This is a genomic window from Cupriavidus sp. H18C1, assembly GCF_049311595.1.
GTDB lineage: Bacteria > Pseudomonadota > Gammaproteobacteria > Burkholderiales > Burkholderiaceae > Cupriavidus > Cupriavidus cauae.
Genome location: NZ_CP186008.1, coordinates 1,532,852 through 1,549,154 on the forward strand (window position 1 = coordinate 1,532,852; position 16,303 = coordinate 1,549,154).

Annotated in this window: 17 protein-coding genes and 1 pseudogene; 5 read left to right on the forward strand and 13 right to left on the reverse strand. The window is 69.1% G+C overall.

The window, feature by feature from the left end:
* Positions 1-9: 9 nt before the first annotated feature.
* Positions 10-522: a DUF2244 domain-containing protein gene (locus tag OJJOAM_RS07200; RefSeq protein WP_149317584.1), complete on the reverse strand. Its 513-nt coding sequence runs from the start codon at positions 520-522 to the stop codon at positions 10-12.
* Between the two features lie 350 nt (positions 523-872).
* On the reverse strand, positions 873-1,847 hold the full coding sequence (locus OJJOAM_RS07205; RefSeq protein ID WP_422649342.1) for a methyltransferase domain-containing protein: 975 nt from the start codon (positions 1,845-1,847) through the stop codon (positions 873-875).
* Positions 1,848-1,977: 130 nt separating this feature from the next.
* Here OJJOAM_RS07205 and OJJOAM_RS07210 point away from each other — a divergent pair, with 130 nt between their 5' ends.
* Positions 1,978-2,673: a phosphoribosyltransferase family protein gene (locus OJJOAM_RS07210; RefSeq protein WP_422649527.1), complete on the forward strand. Its 696-nt coding sequence runs from the start codon at positions 1,978-1,980 to the stop codon at positions 2,671-2,673.
* Here OJJOAM_RS07210 and OJJOAM_RS07215 read toward each other — a convergent pair.
* Positions 2,633-2,920 carry a hypothetical protein gene (locus OJJOAM_RS07215; protein WP_422649343.1) on the reverse strand — a complete coding sequence of 96 codons (288 nt, stop codon included), beginning with the start codon at positions 2,918-2,920 and terminating at the stop codon, positions 2,633-2,635. The genes OJJOAM_RS07210 and OJJOAM_RS07215 overlap by 41 nt on opposite strands.
* Here OJJOAM_RS07215 and trmL point away from each other — a divergent pair.
* The gene (gene trmL, locus OJJOAM_RS07220; protein ID WP_149317139.1) at positions 2,912-3,382 is read left to right on the forward strand and encodes a tRNA (uridine(34)/cytosine(34)/5-carboxymethylaminomethyluridine(34)-2'-O)-methyltransferase TrmL; all 471 of its coding nucleotides are present in this window, start codon (positions 2,912-2,914) and stop codon (positions 3,380-3,382) included. The two genes, OJJOAM_RS07215 and trmL, sit on opposite strands and share 9 nt — an antisense overlap.
* A 161-nt stretch (positions 3,383-3,543) precedes the next feature.
* Here the strand turns inward: trmL and OJJOAM_RS07225 are convergent, their stop codons facing one another.
* From OJJOAM_RS07225 to OJJOAM_RS07245, 5 genes and pseudogenes are all read right to left on the reverse strand, one after another.
* Positions 3,544-4,548: a Bug family tripartite tricarboxylate transporter substrate binding protein gene (locus OJJOAM_RS07225; RefSeq protein WP_422649344.1), complete on the reverse strand. Its 1,005-nt coding sequence runs from the start codon at positions 4,546-4,548 to the stop codon at positions 3,544-3,546.
* Positions 4,545-5,570, reverse strand: a complete 1,026-nt coding sequence (locus OJJOAM_RS07230; RefSeq protein ID WP_422649345.1) for an NAD(P)H-dependent glycerol-3-phosphate dehydrogenase — start codon at positions 5,568-5,570, stop codon at positions 4,545-4,547. The genes OJJOAM_RS07225 and OJJOAM_RS07230 overlap by 4 nt, the downstream gene beginning before the upstream one ends.
* A 257-nt stretch (positions 5,571-5,827) precedes the next feature.
* Positions 5,828-6,346 carry a protein-export chaperone SecB gene (gene secB / locus OJJOAM_RS07235; protein WP_006579211.1) on the reverse strand — a complete coding sequence of 173 codons (519 nt, stop codon included), beginning with the start codon at positions 6,344-6,346 and terminating at the stop codon, positions 5,828-5,830.
* 154 nt (positions 6,347-6,500) lie between these two features.
* Positions 6,501-6,758 carry a glutaredoxin 3 gene (gene grxC / locus OJJOAM_RS07240; protein WP_006579210.1) on the reverse strand — a complete coding sequence of 86 codons (258 nt, stop codon included), beginning with the start codon at positions 6,756-6,758 and terminating at the stop codon, positions 6,501-6,503.
* A gap of 158 nt (positions 6,759-6,916) precedes the next feature.
* Positions 6,917-7,331: pseudogene (locus tag OJJOAM_RS07245) on the reverse strand (rhodanese-like domain-containing protein).
* Between the two features lie 188 nt (positions 7,332-7,519).
* On the opposite strand from OJJOAM_RS07245, the gene gpmA reads away from it, so the two are divergent.
* From gpmA to OJJOAM_RS07260, 3 genes are all read left to right on the forward strand, one after another.
* A complete protein-coding gene (gene gpmA, locus OJJOAM_RS07250; protein WP_422649346.1) occupies positions 7,520-8,266 on the forward strand; it encodes a 2,3-diphosphoglycerate-dependent phosphoglycerate mutase in 747 nt (248 codons plus the stop codon).
* A 175-nt stretch (positions 8,267-8,441) separates the two neighbouring features.
* On the forward strand, positions 8,442-10,055 hold the full coding sequence (locus tag OJJOAM_RS07255; RefSeq protein ID WP_422649347.1) for a S41 family peptidase: 1,614 nt from the start codon (positions 8,442-8,444) through the stop codon (positions 10,053-10,055).
* A 73-nt stretch (positions 10,056-10,128) separates the two neighbouring features.
* Positions 10,129-10,878, forward strand: coding sequence for a HesA/MoeB/ThiF family protein (locus OJJOAM_RS07260; protein WP_422649348.1), 750 nt, complete (start codon positions 10,129-10,131; stop codon positions 10,876-10,878).
* Positions 10,879-10,960: 82 nt separating this feature from the next.
* On the opposite strand, the gene mnmH is transcribed toward OJJOAM_RS07260, so the two are convergent.
* The 5 genes from mnmH to ptsP all read right to left on the reverse strand — a co-directional run bounded on the left by mnmH (position 10,961) and on the right by ptsP (position 16,302).
* On the reverse strand, positions 10,961-12,106 hold the full coding sequence (mnmH, locus tag OJJOAM_RS07265; RefSeq protein ID WP_422649349.1) for a tRNA 2-selenouridine(34) synthase MnmH: 1,146 nt from the start codon (positions 12,104-12,106) through the stop codon (positions 10,961-10,963).
* Positions 12,106-13,161 (reverse strand): selenide, water dikinase SelD, encoded by a 1,056-nt coding sequence (gene selD, locus OJJOAM_RS07270; RefSeq protein ID WP_422649350.1) that lies wholly within the window; start codon positions 13,159-13,161, stop codon positions 12,106-12,108. The genes mnmH and selD overlap by 1 nt, the downstream gene beginning before the upstream one ends.
* A gap of 221 nt (positions 13,162-13,382) precedes the next feature.
* Positions 13,383-13,862 carry a bacterioferritin gene (gene bfr / locus OJJOAM_RS07275; protein ID WP_006579203.1) on the reverse strand — a complete coding sequence of 160 codons (480 nt, stop codon included), beginning with the start codon at positions 13,860-13,862 and terminating at the stop codon, positions 13,383-13,385.
* 121 nt (positions 13,863-13,983) lie between these two features.
* Positions 13,984-14,328 (reverse strand): (2Fe-2S)-binding protein, encoded by a 345-nt coding sequence (locus OJJOAM_RS07280; protein ID WP_422649351.1) that lies wholly within the window; start codon positions 14,326-14,328, stop codon positions 13,984-13,986.
* Positions 14,329-14,520: 192 nt separating this feature from the next.
* Complete coding sequence (gene ptsP, locus OJJOAM_RS07285; protein WP_422649352.1) at positions 14,521-16,302, reverse strand: phosphoenolpyruvate--protein phosphotransferase; 1,782 nt, start codon at positions 16,300-16,302, stop codon at positions 14,521-14,523.
* Position 16,303 lies beyond the last annotated feature (1 nt).

Genomic DNA, 16,303 nt, shown 5'->3' on the forward strand with positions numbered 1-16,303 from the left:
GTGCCGCCTTTACAAGGCGCGCAATGCTGAAACGAGTTCCTGCGCGAACTTTCGTCGCTTGTACGGGTCCAGAAAACACCCCACCTGCACAGCGTGCGTTCCAGAGCGCACCACCACCAGCGCCGGGAACGATTCGCCCAGTTCGACCCGCACCCAGTGCGGATTGAATTCCTCGCGGGTCACCTCACCGGCGCTGGCCTTCTCGACCACCAACCTGCCCTCGCTGAGCGTGACGCGCTCGTAGTCTGTCGCGTGCTGTGCATAGGCGAGCAGGGCCACGCCCAGCCCGGCCAGTTCGAGCCCCGCAAAGGGCAGCACGAGCCAAGCCCCTCGCCACGCGAAGAACAAGGCGATGGCAAGGGAAATACTGACGATGGAGAGGTAAAACCAGCCGACCTGGCGTGGAGACAGCGAACAATTCCGCTTCATCAGCCAGTCGTTGTTCGGCACGGCATGGGCTCCGTTGGGACTATCACCGGGCCCGTCACGCGCCGTCTGGAGTGCGATACCGAGTTCCTGCATCGCCAACCACTCTGCATCGCTGCATCGGTTGCACGCCTGGAATTCTGCCGGCTTCACCGCACTGCTGCACTGCTTCGGTGCTAAAACGCCGATCTTCTGTGCCAGGGGACCACTGCGACAAACTGGCGCATTATAGGGCGCTTCGTCAACCGTAACAAGCCAAGTCCGGCGCGGCACGGCGCCCGCGCCACAGCGCGGCGGTGCACAGCGGCAGTGCAGCGGCGCGATGTACGCCGGGTCGCGGCGGTGCCGGAGGGCGCTTGATGCAAGGTCCCGCGCGACGTAGGCGCGCGGTCTTGCGCGAGATCCGCCGCGCGGCGGGCGCGCGGTCGGGGCGAGCCTGGAGCGGCTCAGCCGCGCGGGCGGCCGCGGCCGATGCGGTCGATCGGCACGACGGTACGGCCCTGCTCGTCGCGGACCTGGCCACCCTTGGGCGGCAGCTTCCACGCATGGCCGTAGACGATCTCGAAAGTCAGCGCGATCACGCCGTCGCGATTGCGGCGGCGCTCCAGCGCGGCCAGCAGCGCCTGGTGCCAGTGTCGGCCCTTCAGTCCGCGCGGGCGCTGCGCACCGTCGGCGTCCGCGGGCCGGCGCAAGCCGCCGAAGGCATGCACGTCGCGCAGCAGCCTCTCGGGCGTCTCGTAGGTGACCGTCAGCGTTTCCATGTCCATCACCGGCGTCGACCAGCCGCTGTGGACCAGCATGTCGCCGATATCGTGCATGTCGACGAAGCGCAGCGTGTGCGGCTCGGCATCGACCTCGGCGAAGGCATCGCGCAACTCGCGCAAGGTGTCCGGGCCGAACAGCGAGAACAGCGCCAGGCCGTCGGTCCGTGTCACGCGATGCCATTCGGGAAACACGCGATGCGGCTCGGGATGCCAGTGCAGCGCCAGGTTCGACCACAGCAGGTCGAAGGCGCCCTCGGCAAAGGGAAGCGTGGCAAGATCGCCCTGCACCAGGTCGAAGGTCGGCCGCTTGCCGAGCAGGCGGCCGAGCCAGCCGGGCTGGCGCTGCGGATCGCGCTGCGCCGCCTGCGCCAGCATCGCGCCCGAAATATCGAGCCCGGCGATCTGCGCGTCGGGATACTGCGCCCGCAGCGCGGCCAGGCCCTGGCCCTGCCCGCAGCCGATATCGAGCGCGCGCTCGGGCTGGATGCGGATCAGCTGCATGCGCTCCTGCATGCGCCGGCCGATCTCGCCGAGCAGGAAATCCAGCTGGGCGAAGGCGGGGCTGCGCCGGTCGAAGGCGAGCCGGGTCAGCCGCGCGGGCGGCAGATAGGTATCGGGGGGAGTCGGCGTGAGGCGTGGACACGGAAGCGGCGGCAAGGACGAGGATCGGCACGGCGGCGCGCGGCGCGAAGGCGCGACGGGTCCGCGCGGTGGCGCCGGGCCGACAGTATACGCGCGCCTCGCCCGACTTGCCGGCGGCGCCCGCGAGCGGCTGGCGCGGTGGTGGCTGCCGTGTGCCTGCGTGCTGTGCGGACAGGTGCAGGCGGACGTCGTCTGCGCCGGCTGCGCGGACGACCTGCTGAAGCCGACACCGCGCTGTCCGCGCTGCGCCCTGCCGCATCGGGCCGCCGGCCTGTGCAATATGTGCCGCTGCGCGCCGCCGCCCTTCGACGCCACCATCGCCCTGGGCGACTACGCGCCGCCGCGCGAGGCGCTGGTGCTGGCCCTGAAGTTCGGCGGCGTGCTGCCGCTGGCGAACTGGCTGGCGCGCGAACTGGCGTCGGCCTGGACCGCTGGGCCCTCACCGTCATCGACCGATCCGGACGGCAAGCCCTGCCTGGTCGTGCCCATTCCCTTGGCCCCGGCACGGCTGGCCGAGCGCGGCTTCAATCAATCGTGGGAAATCGCGCGGCGGCTCGCGCCTCGCCTGGGCGCGGCGGCCCGTGCCGATCTGCTGGTGCGGGCGCGCGGCACCGCGCCGCAAACCGCGCTGGCCGCCGAGCGGCGGCATCTCAATATCGCGGGCGCCTTCGCGCTGGCGCGCCATGCCGACGCCGACGACGTGCGCGGACGGCATGTCGCGCTGGTCGACGATGTGATGACCACCGGCGCCACGCTGGCCGAGGCGGCCGCCGTGCTCAAACGCCACGGCGCGGCGCGCGTCACCGCGCTGGTGGCGCTGCGCACGCCCGCGCCGCAGTGATGCCTGCCGTGATGCCTGCCGTGATGCCCGCCGTGATGCCTGCCGTGATGCCCGCCGTGATGCCCGCCGTGATGCCCGCCGTGATGCCCGCCGTGATGCCCGCCGTGATGCCCGCCGTGATGCCCGCTGTGATATCCGCGATGGTGCCCGCGGAGATGCACGCCGTGATGCCGCCGATGGAGCCCGCGATGGCACGTGGGATGACAGCGGCGCCCCGGCACGGTAAGCTGCGCGCGCCATGTTCCATGTCGTCCTAGTCGAACCCGAGATCCCGCCGAACACCGGCAACGTGATCCGCCTGTGCGCCAACACCGGCGCCCAACTGCATCTGGTCAAGCCGCTCGGCTTTCCGCTGGACGACGCGCGCATGCGCCGCGCCGGCCTCGATTACCACGAGTACGCCAGCATGAAGGTGCACGACAGCTGGGACGCCTTTCTCGCCGGCGAACGTCCCGACCCCGCGCGGATGTTCGCGCTGACCACGCACGGCTCGACGCCGTTCGGCCAGGTCGCCTTCGCGCCCGGGGACTGGTTCGTATTCGGCTCGGAAACGCGCGGGCTGGCGCCGGAGCGCCGCGAATGGTTCGCGCCGTCGCAGCGCATCCGCCTGCCGATGCGCCCCAACAATCGCAGCCTGAATCTGTCGAACACCGTCGCCGTGGTGGTGTTCGAGGCCTGGCGCCAGCAGGGCTTTGCCGGCGGCGCCTGAACGCCTGTCGAACACCGTGGCCGTGGTGGTGTCCGGGGCCTGCCGCCAGCAGGGCTTCGCCGGCGGCGCCTGAACGCCTGTCGAACACCGTGGCCGTGGTGGTGTCCGGGGCCTGGCGCCAGCAGGGCTTCGCCGGCGACGCCTGAACGCCGAACGTTCGGCTATTCCGGCTGCACTCCGGCCGCGCGGATGACCTGGTCCCAGCGCGCCTTCTCGCTGGCCATGGTCTGGCGCAGCGAGGCCGGCGCGGTGCCGGCCGGCATGAAGTACTGCGCCCGCATCTGCGCGCGCACGCTGTCGCTGCCGATGATCTTCACGAGTTCCCGATAGAGCCGGTCGACGATGGGCGCCGGCGTGCCGGCCGGGGCCAGCACGGCCTGCCACGAGATCGCCTCGAAGCCCGGGTAGCCGGATTCGGCCACGGTCGGCACCGACGGCAGCAGGCTCGTGCGGCCGCTGGTCGTGACCGCGAGCACGCGCAGCCTGCCCGCATTGACCTGCGGCATCGCGATCGCCGGCACCATGAAGGCGGCCTGGATCTGCCCGGCGATCATCGCAGCCGCGATCTGCGGAAAGCCGGGATACGGGATGTGTTCGAGCGAAATGCCGGCGCGCGCCTTCAACTGCTCCATCGCCAGATGCGCGGCGCTGCCGTTGCCGACCGAGCCGTAATTGAGCGCACCGGGCCGCTGGCGCGCCAGCGCGACGAACTCGCGCAGATCGCGCACGCCGGTGCGCGGGTCGACCACCAGCACATTGGGCGAGGTCGCGACCAGCGTGATCGGCGCCAGCTGGCGCACCGGATCGTAGGGCAGATGGCGCGACAGCGTCGGCGCCGTGACCAGCGGACCGTTGATGGTGAACAGCAGCGTGTAGCCGTCCGGCGCGGCGCGGGCGACCTGTCCGGTGCCGATATTGCCGCCGGCGCCGGGGCGATTCTCGATCACCACCGGCTGGCCCAGCGCCTGCGCCAGCGGTTCGGAGATCAATCGCGCGATCAGGTCCGGCGACGAGCCGGGCGGAAACGGCACCACCATGCGAAGCGGCCGCGCGGGCCAGTCCTTGTCGGCCGCCAGCAGCGAGCGCGGCAGCGCCAAGGCCCCGCCGCAGGCGGCCAGCGCGCCGAGCCAGTGGCGGCGTGGTTTCAAGCGATCCGGGGCCGTCATTCGTCGCGCGCGTCGCGTTGCAGCAGCTGCGTGACCGCGTCGGCCACCGCCAAGCCCTCGAACAGCACCGCGCAAACGGCGCGCGTGATCGGCATCTCGACCCCGTGCTGGTCCGCCAGCGCCGCCACCGCCTGCGCGCAGCGCACGCCCTCGGCGACGTGGCCCAGGTCGGCCAGCACCTGCTCCAGCGTCCTGCCACCGGCCAGTTGCTGGCCGACCTTGCGGTTGCGCGACAGATCGCCGGTCGCAGTGAGAATCAGGTCGCCCATGCCGGCCAGGCCCATGAAGGTCTCGGCGCGTCCGCCCAACGCCAGCCCCAGCCGCGTCATCTCGGCAAGGCCGCGCGTGACCAGCGCGGCGCGGGCATTGAGCCCGAGGCCGAGCCCATCGCTGGCGCCGGTGGCGATCGCCAGCACGTTCTTGACCGCGCCGCCGACCTCGACGCCGACCAGATCGTCGCTGCCGTAGATCCGCATCGCGCGATGGTGGAAGGCGCGCTGCGCGAGTTCCGCGATCGCCGGCGCATTGCCGGCCACGGTCAGCGCGCACGGCAGCCCCAGCGCGACCTCGCGCGCGAAGCTCGGCCCCGTCAGCACGCCGTACTCGACCGGCACCGAGGCGCCGGCCGCCGCCAGTTCCTCGGCCACCATCTGATGCGGCATCGCATGCGTGCCGGCCTCGAAGCCCTTGCACAGCCACAGCATGCGCAGCGGCACGCCGTGCGCGGCGGCCTCGGTGGCCAGGCGCCGCGTCATCTCGCGCAGGCCCGACACCGGCGTGGCGACGATCACCAGCCCGTCAGGCGCGCACAGCGCATGCGCGGCCGCGCGGGCGAAATCGGCTTCGAAGCCGAGCCGCTCGGACAGCGGCACGCCGGGCAGATAGTCCGCATTGACGCCGGAGGCTGCCATCGCGGCGAGCTGGCCGGCGTCCCGGCCCCACAGCACGACCGCGTGCGCGGCGGCGGCATGGCTGGCCAGCGCGGTGCCCCAGGCGCCGGCTCCGAGAAAGGCGAGGTTCATGGTCGAGGCGTTGGTCGTGGCGTTAGTCGGTAGCGTTGATCGTGGCGATGGTCGATGGCGGTCGAAAGATCAGCCCGCTGCATGCCCGACGGTGGACGCGATGTCAGCGATGACAGCATCGCAGCGATGTCCGTGGTCATAGCGAAGTCAGCGGTCGCAGCGATGTCGGCGATGGCGTCGATGGCGTCGATTGAAGCTATAGACGCAAAAGGCGGAACGGGGCCGCAGCCCCGTTCCGCCGGCAGATATTTCGACGATCAGTGACGTGCCTGCGTGCCATCGGGCATCACGATGCCGGAGCCGCCGCCTTCCGCCTGGGCCTGCTCCATCGCCGCCTGCAGACGCTGCTCGTACAGCGCCTGGAAGTTGATCTCGGACAGATGGATGGCCTGGAAGCCGGCGCGCGTGATCACGTCCGCGATATTGCTGCGCAGGTACGGATACAGGATGGTCGGGCAGGCGATGCCGAGCAGCGGATCGAGCTGTTCGTCCGGCACGTTGCGGATATCGAAGATGCCGGCCTGATGGGCTTCGACCAGGAAGGCGACCTTGTCCTGCACCTTGGTGGTGACCGTGCCGGTCACGACGACCTCGAAGATGCCGTCCGTCAGCTGCGAGGCGCCGACGTTGACCTGCACTTCGACCGAAGGCGCTTCGGTTTCGAGGAAGATCTGCGGCGAATTCGGCTGCTCCAGCGACATGTCCTTCAGATAGACGCGCTGGATATTGAAGTACGGTTGATCGTCCTGCTGCTGATTGGTTTGCTGGTCGCTCATGGATGGCTGCCCGAATGGCGGGAATGAAACGTGGCGGGAAGGGGGACGGGCTGCGGACGGCCGCGCGCCAGGCGGCGGCCAACCGCGTGGTCCGGTTGGAAAACGCATATGGTACATGACGCGGATGACGAATTCATCCGCGTGGGGGGGCGGATCAGGCAGCCAGCAGCGGCGCCAGGCCCCCTTGGCGATCGAGCGCGGACAGATCGTCGAAACCGCCGACATGGCGGTCGTCGATATAGATCTGCGGCACGGTGCGGCGACCGGTGCGGCTCATCATTTCCTCGCGCTTGCCGGGCTCGCGGTCGATCATGATCTTCTCGATCGTCTCGACCCCCTTCGAGCGCAGCAGGCGCTCGGCCATCTGGCAATACGGACACACCATCGTGCTGTACATGACGACGCGGGCCATGCGCTTATCTCCTTGCATCTTGCGGTTCGGACCGGTCCCGCCGCTGCGGTGGCAGCGGCGGCCGGTCGACTTCCGGACTGTACCAGCGTCGGGCCGGACCTGCTGACGGCCCGCCCGAGCGCGGCATCGGCCTGGTGCGGTACTTCTTGGTGCGGTACTTACTTGACCAGCGGCAGACCGGCCTGCTGCCAGGCGGCCACGCCGCCTTCGAGCGAATAGACCTCGCCGAAGCCGGCCTGCTTCAGTGCGGCGTGCGCCTTCGACGAACGCTGGCCGGTCTGGCATACGACGATGATGGGGGGCGGACTTGTCCTTCGCAAGGCTGGCCGCGCGATTGGCCAGATCGGCCAGCGGCGCGCTCTTGGCCTGCGGCAGGTGGCCCTTGGCGTATTCGGCGGGCTCGCGGATATCGACCACGACGGCGCCGCGCTTGTTGATCAGCTGCGTCGCCGTGGTCGCATTGACCGTCTTGCCGCCCGCGCTGCGCGAAATGGTGGGCCAGGCCAGCAGGCCGCCCGACACCACCGCGAGGGCGATCAGGGCAAGGTTGTTGTAGTCGGCGAAGAAATTCACGTTGGGTTTCCGGTGGGTTGTGTCGGCGGCATTATAAAATAGCCGGTTTCGCGCCCAGGCCCTGTCGCGGGCCCTGTCGCGGGTCATCTTGCAGGCTCATCCGGCAGGCCCATATCCGCGGAGCCGGTTCCGCAGCGGCAAGTGGCTCGCGAGCGGCGCGCGCAGCATTCTCACTCTTTGGAAGCACCATGTACAAACTCGTTCTCATCCGCCACGGCGAATCGACCTGGAATCTGGAAAACCGCTTCACCGGCTGGGTCGACGTGGACCTGACCGAGACCGGCGCACAGCAGGCCCGCCAGGCCGGCCAACTGCTGAAGGACGCCGGCTTCGCCTTCGACGTGGCCTATACGTCGGTGCTCAAGCGCGCGATCCGCACGCTGTGGCACGTGCAGGACGAGATGGATCTGATGTGGATCCCGGTGCGCAACGAATGGCGCCTGAACGAGCGCCACTATGGTGCGCTGGCGGGCCTGAACAAGGCCGAGACCGCCGCCAAGTTCGGCGACGAGCAGGTGCTGGTCTGGCGCCGCAGCTACGACACCCCGCCGCCCGCGCTGGAGCCGACCGACCCGCGCGCCTCGTTCGACGATCCGCGCTACGCCAACGTGCCGCGCGAACTGGTTCCGCTGACCGAATGCCTGAAGGACACGGTGGCCCGCGTGCTGCCGCTCTGGAACGAATCGATCGCACCGGACATCAAAGCCGGAAAGCGCGTGGTGATCGCGGCCCATGGCAACAGCATCCGCGCGCTGGTGAAGTACCTCGACCAGATTTCCGATGACGATATCGTGGGCCTCAATATCCCGAACGGCACGCCGCTCGTGTACGAACTCGACGCCGAACTGCGGCCGATCCGGCATTACTACCTGGGCGACCAGGAAGCGATCGCCGCCTCGCTGGCCGCTGTCGCCAGCCAGGGCAAGGCCCGCTGAGCCGGACCCGCCAGCCTTGGCGCATCAAGGCCTGCGCCGCATCGCGGCGCGGCCTTTTTTCCGCCCGCTCTTATACTGTCGGTCAGACCGGACCGGCAGCGCCCCTTGCGCCACGCCGCAACCGGCGCAATCCACGGCGCCCTGGCCGGCGCCAATCAACGTTCAGGCAGCCCACATGCGTAAGACGCTCAAGAACATCAGCCTTGTCTCCGCGGGACTCGTTGCCGGCGTGCTCGCCACGCTGCAGCTGTCCGCGACCGCGCAGAACTCCTCGGGGCCGCTGCCCCTGGAGCAGTTGCGGCTGATGGCGGACATATTCGGGCAGATCAAGCGCGAGTACGTCGAGCCGGTCGACGACAAGAAGCTGCTGACCGAAGCCATCAAGGGCATGGTGGCCAGCCTCGACCCGCATTCGTCGTATCTGGACGCCAAGGACTTCAAGGAACTGCAGGAAGGCACGCGCGGCCGTTTCGCCGGCCTGGGCATCGAGATCTCGCAGGAAGAGGGCCTGGTCAAGGTCATCAACCCGATCGAGGACACGCCCGCCTTCCGCGCCGGCATTCAGCCCGGCGACCTGATCACCCGCATCGACGACAAGCCGGTGCGCGGCCTGCCGCTGGAACAGGCGGTCAAGCGCATGCGCGGCGAGCCGGGCACCAAGGTCACGCTGACGATCTACCGCAAGAGCGAGGAGCGCACCTTCCCGGTATCGATCACGCGCGCCGAGATCCGCGTGCAGTCGGTCAAGGCCAAGATGGTCGATCCGGCCATCGGCTGGGTCCGCCTGACCAGCTTCCAGGAACGCACCGTGTCCGACCTGGGCCGGCGCCTGGCCGAGCTGGCGCAGAAAAATCCGAACATGAAGGGCCTGGTGCTGGACCTGCGCAACAACGGCGGCGGCGTGCTGCAGGGCGCGGTCGGCGTGTCGGCGGCCTTCCTGCCCGAGGACGTGACGGTGGTCTCGACCAACGGCCAGGTGCCCGACGCCAAGCGGGTCTACAAGACCAACTTCAACAACTACCGGCTGTCGTCGGTCGAGGACGATCCGCTGAAGGATCTGCCGCCGCTGTTCAAGAAGATCCCGATGGTGGTGCTGACCAACGCCTATTCGGCGTCGGCCTCGGAAATCGTCGCGGGCGCGCTGCAGGACCACAAGCGCGCGCTGATCATGGGCAAGACCACGTTCGGCAAGGGCTCGGTGCAGACCGTGCGGCCGCTGACGAACGACACCGGCATCAAGCTGACCATCGCGTACTACTACACGCCGTCGGGCAAGTCGATCCAGGCCAAGGGCATCCGTCCGGACATCCCGGTCGACCAGAATCCGGAAGGCGATCCGGACGACGCGCTGATCACGCGCGAGATCGACACCGAGCGCCATCTGCACAACAAGCAGGAGTCCGAGGAAGCCGAGATGACCGAGCGCGAGCAGCGCCGCGTCGAGGAACTGCGCCGGCTCGAGGAAGAGAACGCGAAGAAGTCGCCGGAGGAGCGCGAGAAGGAACGGCGCAAGAAGCCGATCGAGTTCGGCACCGCCGAGGACTTCATGCTGCAGCAGGCGATCCACCAGCTCAAGGGCGAGCCGATCAAGCGCTCGCGCTCCAAGCTCGAGGCGACGCCGGTGTCCGACAGCAAGGTGCCGAAGGGCCCGGTCAAGGCCGATCCGTCCAGGCGTGCACCGGCTCCCGACGCCAAGCCCGCCGCGCCGGAAGTGAAGCCGGACAGCAAGCCGCCGGCCAGCGCGCCGATGGGCAAGCCGCTCGGCACGCCGACCGGCAAGGCGCCCTGACCCAGTCCGCGAACGCAACCTGAACGCGTAGACCGACGCATCGCGGCGGGACCCCGGTCCCGCCGCCCGCCCGATGAACGACGACCAACTGCTGCGCTACTCGCGGCACATCCTGCTCGATGAACTGGGCATCGAAGGCCAGGGCCGGCTGCTGGCCGGCCGCGCGCTGGTGATCGGCGCCGGCGGCCTGGGCGCCGCGGCGCTCCCCTACCTGGCCTCGGCCGGCGTCGGCACCATCGTCGTGGTCGACAACGACGACGTCGACCTGACCAATCTGCAACGCCAGATCCTGCATACCACCGCCAACGTCGGCCGGCCCAAGGTCGAGTCGGCGCGCGAGGGCATGCTGCGGATCAATCCCGAGATCGATGTGCGGCTGGTGCCGGCGCGCGTCGGCGACAGCGAACTGGATGTGCTGGTGCGCGACGCCGACGTGGTGCTGGACTGCTGCGACAACTTCGCCACGCGCCATGCGGTCAACCGCGCCTGCGTCGCGCATCGCGTGCCGCTGGTCTCCGGCGCCGCGCTGCGCTTCGACGGGCAGATCAGCGTGTTCGATCGCCGGCGCGACGATGCGCCGTGCTACGCCTGCCTGTTCCCGCCATCGGAGAACGCGCCGGAGGCCGCCTGCGCGACCATGGGCGTGTTCGCGCCGCTGGTCGGCATGGTCGGCACCGTGCAGGCCGCCGAGGCGCTGAAGCTGATCGCCGACGTGGGCGAGACCCTGGCCGGGCGGCTGCTGATGGTCGATGCGTTCCGCATGGAATGGACCACGATGGCGCTGGCGCGCACGCCCGACTGCGAGGTTTGCGGCGGGCATTGAAGGCGCCGCGGTCCCGCCCTCTCCCCCTACTCCTCTCCCGCCCGCGGCGGGGAAAAACCCACCGGCCGGCCGGCTCCGTTGTTCAGCGAGCAATCTGCCGCTGTACGGTCGCCTGATTGCGCAGATATTCGCGCACTGCCTGCCGATCGCCGCGAAACACGATGCGGCTCTCCCTCGCCTCGCGCTGGTAGTCGTACATCGGGTCGTAGTAATGGCGCAGCAGCACCGCGATCCAGACGCGGTGCTCGTCGACCTCGCCGCTCTGCGCCTGGCGTTGCAGCGCATGGGCGAGCAGCGCGGCCAGGCGCTCGTAGCGCTGGCCGCCGAGCCGGCGCGCGATGCCGGCCAGCGCGTCGCGCATCCGTTCCGAGAAGGCATCGAAGCCCTTGTCCGGCCCATGCGCGGCGACATATTCCGCCGCCAGATCCACCACATAGTCGTGCAGCACGCGTTCGACGCGCGCCTCGAACGGTTCGTCCAGCCACACCAGCGGACTCGCCTGCATGCGGGCGTACAGCCGCGGCGGCACGTCGCGGCTGCCGATCAAGCGGCCCTCGTCTTCCACCACCAGCGTGCCGGCGCCGGCCGCGCGCCGCCGCAGCAGATCGATGGCCAGCCCGTTCTCGAAGTCGATCTGCGTTGGCTGGGGACGCGCGCGCCGGCCGAAGCTGGAGCCCCGATGCGCGGCATGGCCTTCCAGATCGACCCCGCTGTCGAGCTCGGCCAGCAGCGCGGTCTTGCCGCTGCCCGTCAGGCCGCCGAGCACCAGCCAGTCGCATTCCGTGACGGCGGCGTCCAGCGTTTCGATCAGGAAGGTCCGCATCGCCTTGTAGCCGCCGGTGACGCGCGGATACTCGATGCCGGCCTCGCGCAGCCACTGCTGCGAGATCTGCGAGCGCAGGCCGCCGCGGAAGCAGTACAGATAGCCGTCGGGATGTTGCCGCGCGAACTCGGCCCAGGCGGCCACCCGCATCGCCTTGCGCTCGCCGCTGACGAGCGCATGGCCGAGCGCGATCGCCGCCTGCTGGCCTTCCTCCTTGTAGCGGCAGCCGACCTGGTGGCGCTCGTCGTCGTCCATCAACGGCAGATTGACCGCGCCCGGAAAGGCGCCGCGCGCGAACTCGGCCGGCGCGCGCACGTCCAGCATCGGCACGCCGGACAGCAGCAGCGCCCGATAGTCGGCGCTGTCCGGTCTTGCCGTGAGCGAAGGTCCGGGCATGCGGTCCATCAGCACACCACCACGGCGTGATCGGCGCGCTCGGTCATCTCGCCGATGCATTCGAGCGCCAGGCCGCATTCGGCCGCCACGGCCAGGAATTCCTGTTCGCCCGCGGGCTCGACCGCGACCAGCAGCCCCCCGCTGGTCTGCGGGTCGCACAGCACCGCCCGCTGTTCCGCACCGAGTTCGCCGTCGGCGCCGGCGATCCGGTGTCCGTAGCTGGCGAAGTTGCGCTGGGTGCCGCCGGGCACGCAGCCGGCCGCGACGTAATCGCGCACGCCCGGCAGCAGCGGCACCGCGGCGTGGTCCAGCCGCGCGGTCAGCCCGCTGCCGTCCGCCATTTCGACCAGATGGCCGAGCAGGCCGAAGCCGGTCACGTCGGTCATCGCGCGCACCGCCTCGAGCCGGCCGAAGCGGCTGCCGGGACGGTTCAGCCGGCACATCCAGTCGGTCGCCAGGCGGCTGTGTTCGTCGCGCAGCTTGCCTTGCTTGCCGGCGGTGGTCAGCACGCCGATGCCCAGCGGCTTGGTCAGATACAGCCGGCAACCGGCGCGCGCGGTGTCGTTGCGCTTCAGATGCGCGCGCTCGACCATGCCGGTCACGGCCAGGCCGAAGATGGGCTCGGGCGCATCGATCGAATGCCCGCCCGCCAGCGCGATGCCGGCCTCGTCGCAGGCGCGCCGCCCGCCGGCCACCACTTCGCGCGCGACCTCGGGCGGCAGCACATTGACCGGCCAGCCCAGGATCGCGATGGCGAGCAGCGGGTCGCCGCCCATCGCATAGACGTCGCTGATCGCATTGGTCGCCGCGATGCGGCCGAAGTCGAAGGGATCGTCGACCACCGGCATGAAGAAGTCGGTGGTCGAGACCAGCGCGCGGCCGTCCTCGGTGCCGTCGATCGCGTAGACCGCCGCGTCGTCGCGCGAGGCGTTGCCGACCCACAGCCGCGGGTCCAGATGCTGCGGCCCGCTGCCGGCCAGGATCACGTCGAGCACCTGCGGCGAAATCTTGCAGCCGCAGCCGGCGCCGTGGCTGTATTGCGTCAATCGGATGGGTTCCGGCATGGGGATGTCCTCTCTGGGAAATCGGACCGCGGAGGGGGCGGCAGCGCTGGAGATGGAAATCGGACCGGTAGATGGGACCGGAGATGAGAAACCGAATGGGAATGAGAGGGATTCAAGCTGCGAAACGCGCGGCGGCGGGCGGCTCGGTGAGGCGCCGCTGACGACCGCCTGGCCCGGAAACTGGCGTTACGGGGCCTTGCGGGTCCTGCCGCGGCCGGGCTTTACTGCTCGCCCGGCTCCATCTGCGATTGCAGATAGTTCTGCAGGCCGACCTTGTCGATCAGGTCCAGCTGCGTTTCCAGATACTCGATGTGCTCTTCGGTATCGGTCAGGATGTCGACCAGAATCTCGCGGCTGACATAGTCGCCGACCGATTCACAGTAGGCGATGCCTTCCTTGACCGTCACGTGAGCGGTCTGCTCCAGCTTCAGGTCGCACTTGAGCATCTCGGGCGTGTCTTCGCCGATCAGCAGCTTGTGCAGGTCCTGCAGGTTGGGCAGTCCGTCGAGCATCAGAATGCGGTCGATCAGCCGGTCGGCATGCTTCATCTCGCCGATCGATTCCTTGTACTCGACGTCGCCGAGCTTTTTGAGGCCCCAGTGGCGATACATACGGGCGTGCAGGAAATACTGGTTGACCGCGGTCAGCTCGTTGGTGAGCTGCGCATTCAGATACTGGATGACCTTCTTGTCACCTTTCATCGGGGGGCTCCTGTTGCTACGGGCCCGCAAAAACGCGACGCGGCGCTGGTTGCGCCGCGTGCAGTCAGAGAAAAACGACGAAGACACGCGCCGATCGCCGGTCTGCGATCGGGAGGCGTGTTCAGGCAACCAGCTCGGTTTGCTGGTCGTTCGCGACTGCCGGGTCCCGTGTGTCCATTATGGCACGCGGTCCCGACGAGGAACAGGAGGAAAACTGGACGACGTGAACGGTCTGGGCCGTCACCGTGGCGGAAGCGCTGTGGCAGGACGCTGCAACGCCCTCGGCAAGAACCTGCTGCGCGCAATCGCGGCAGCGGCCGCAGCAAGTGCCGACGCCGAGCGTTTCGGCCAGCTCGTCGAGCGTCGACACGCCCAGCTGGACGGCGCCATGGATCTCGCGATCGGTTACCTGGTTGCAGATGCAGACGTACACAAAGCCTCCTTGGGGCAGCGCGGACACCGGCATGTCCTGACTGTTGGAAGCAGAATAACAGAGATCAAAAATGATAACAATTCCCATTAAGAAACAGAAACAACATAGGGGATTGCGATCACTTTCCTTGCAAATCAAGGGGTTAGGGCGTCACGTTACTGGATTAGAAGAGCCGAATGCGGCACTTTAACGGCGCAAGGGAGCCCCGCTATAACCCCGCAAGTTTCAGGGTTGTGACAGTCGTGCCAACGCGGCCGCGGCCTCTTCCGGCTCGTAGGCGCACAGCACCTGCTCGACCAAGCCCTCCAGCCGGGCGCAGTCCGCATGCAGGATCTCCTGCTTGACGCGCAGCAGCTGGGCCGGGTGCATCGAGAACTCGCGCAGGCCCATGCCGAGCAGCAGCCGGGTCATCGCCGGGTCGCCCGCCATCTCGCCGCAGACGGCGACCGGCACGCCGGCGTGATTCGCCTCGCGGATGGTGCGCGCGATCAGCTGCAGCACGGCGGGATGCAGCGGGTCGTACAGATGCGCGACGGCATTGTCGGCGCGGTCGATCGCCAGCGTGTACTGGATCAGGTCGTTGGTGCCGATCGACAGGAAGTCCATGCGCCGCAGGAACAGCGGCAGCAGCAGCACCGCGGCCGGGATCTCGATCATCGCGCCGACCTTCAGGTTGGGGTCGTAGGCGACCCCACGCTGATCGAGCTCGTGCTTGGCGCGCGCCACCAGTTCCAGCGTCTGGTCGATCTCGCGCGCATGCGCAAGCATCGGGAACAGCAGCTGCACCGGCCCGAAGGCGGAGGCGCGCAGCAGCGCGCGCAATTGGGTCAGGAACATCGCCGGCTCCGACAGCGACCAGCGGATCGCGCGCAAACCCAGCGCGGGATTGAGCGCGGTCTCGTATTCCTCGGCACGGCCGTCGCGCCCGTCGCGGAAGTCCAGCAGCGGCTTGTCGGCGCCGATGTCGATGGTGCGGATGGTGACCGGCAGCCCGCGCATCGCCTCGACCGCGCGGCGGTAGGCCTCGAACTGCTCGTCCTCGCCGGGCAGTTCGCCGCGCCGGTTCATGAACAGGAATTCGGAGCGGAACAGGCCCACGCCGACCGCGCCGGCCGCCAGCGCGGCGGAGGCGTCCTCGGCCATCTCGATATTGGCCAGCAGGTCGATCTCGATGCCGTCCAGCGTGACCGCGGGCGTATGCCGCAGCCGCTGCAGCCGCTTGTTCTCGAGCGCCCGCTCGCTCTGCCGGTGGCGGTATTCCTCGAGGATGATCGGCGTCGGATCGACGATCACCAGCCCGGCATCGCCGTCGATGATGATCCAGTCGTCCTGGCGGATCAGCTCGCTCGCGTTCTGCACGCCGACCGCGGCCGGAATGTCCAGGCTGCGCGCGACGATCGCCGTATGCGAGGTGCGCCCGCCCAGGTCGGTGACGAAGCCGTGGAACACGGTATGGCGGAACTGCAGCATGTCGGCCGGCGAGATGTCGTGGGCGACCACGATCACGCCGGGGGCGGGCTGGCCGTCGGCCGCGACCGCGGGCACCGGCGCCGGCGTCAGCACCGGGGCACCGGCCAGCACCTTCAGGATCCGCTCGACCACCTGCTCGATGTCGGCCTTGCGCTCGCGCAGGTATTCGTCCTCGATCTCGTCGAACTGCCGCATCAGGTCCTCGAGCCGCGTCGTCAGCGCCCATTCGGCGTTGTAGCGGCGTTCGCGGATCAGCGTCTCGGCCTCGCGCGACAGCATCTCGTCGTCGAGGATCATCGCGTGCACGTCGAGGAAGGCGCCCATCTCCTCGGGCGCATCGCGCGGCAGGTCGCGCTTGAGCGCCGCCAGTTCGGCCCGCACCGCGGTCCGCGCGTTGCGCAGCCGCAGCACCTCGTCCTCGAGCCGGTCTTCGTCGACCAGGTAATGGGACACGTCGAGCGCGGCCGGCGCCAGCAGGTGGGCGCGCCCGATCGCAACGCCGCGCGAGACTGGGATGCCGTGCAGGGCGAATGGCATG

What these genes read in the sequence shown, in the direction of transcription:
- secB (WP_006579211.1), bottom strand. Translation starts at nt 6,346, where the DNA reads ATGAGCGACCAGCAAACCAATCAGCAGCAGGACGATCAACCGTACTTC.
- OJJOAM_RS07200 (WP_149317584.1), bottom strand. Translation starts at nt 522, where the DNA reads ATGCAGGAACTCGGTATCGCACTCCAGACGGCGCGTGACGGGCCCGGT.
- bfr (WP_006579203.1), bottom strand. Translation starts at nt 13,862, where the DNA reads ATGAAAGGTGACAAGAAGGTCATCCAGTATCTGAATGCGCAGCTCACC.
- mnmH (WP_422649349.1), bottom strand. Translation starts at nt 12,106, where the DNA reads ATGGACCGCATGCCCGGACCTTCGCTCACGGCAAGACCGGACAGCGCC.
- selD (WP_422649350.1), bottom strand. Translation starts at nt 13,161, where the DNA reads ATGCCGGAACCCATCCGATTGACGCAATACAGCCACGGCGCCGGCTGC.
- OJJOAM_RS07255 (WP_422649347.1), top strand. Translation starts at nt 8,442, where the DNA reads ATGCGTAAGACGCTCAAGAACATCAGCCTTGTCTCCGCGGGACTCGTT.
- OJJOAM_RS07225 (WP_422649344.1), bottom strand. Translation starts at nt 4,548, where the DNA reads ATGACGGCCCCGGATCGCTTGAAACCACGCCGCCACTGGCTCGGCGCG.
- ptsP (WP_422649352.1), bottom strand. Translation starts at nt 16,302, where the DNA reads ATGCCATTCGCCCTGCACGGCATCCCAGTCTCGCGCGGCGTTGCGATC.
- trmL (WP_149317139.1), top strand. Translation starts at nt 2,912, where the DNA reads ATGTTCCATGTCGTCCTAGTCGAACCCGAGATCCCGCCGAACACCGGC.
- OJJOAM_RS07230 (WP_422649345.1), bottom strand. Translation starts at nt 5,570, where the DNA reads ATGAACCTCGCCTTTCTCGGAGCCGGCGCCTGGGGCACCGCGCTGGCC.
- gpmA (WP_422649346.1), top strand. Translation starts at nt 7,520, where the DNA reads ATGTACAAACTCGTTCTCATCCGCCACGGCGAATCGACCTGGAATCTG.
- OJJOAM_RS07280 (WP_422649351.1), bottom strand. Translation starts at nt 14,328, where the DNA reads ATGCCGGTGTCCGCGCTGCCCCAAGGAGGCTTTGTGTACGTCTGCATC.
- OJJOAM_RS07215 (WP_422649343.1), bottom strand. Translation starts at nt 2,920, where the DNA reads ATGGAACATGGCGCGCGCAGCTTACCGTGCCGGGGCGCCGCTGTCATC.
- OJJOAM_RS07260 (WP_422649348.1), top strand. Translation starts at nt 10,129, where the DNA reads ATGAACGACGACCAACTGCTGCGCTACTCGCGGCACATCCTGCTCGAT.
- grxC (WP_006579210.1), bottom strand. Translation starts at nt 6,758, where the DNA reads ATGGCCCGCGTCGTCATGTACAGCACGATGGTGTGTCCGTATTGCCAG.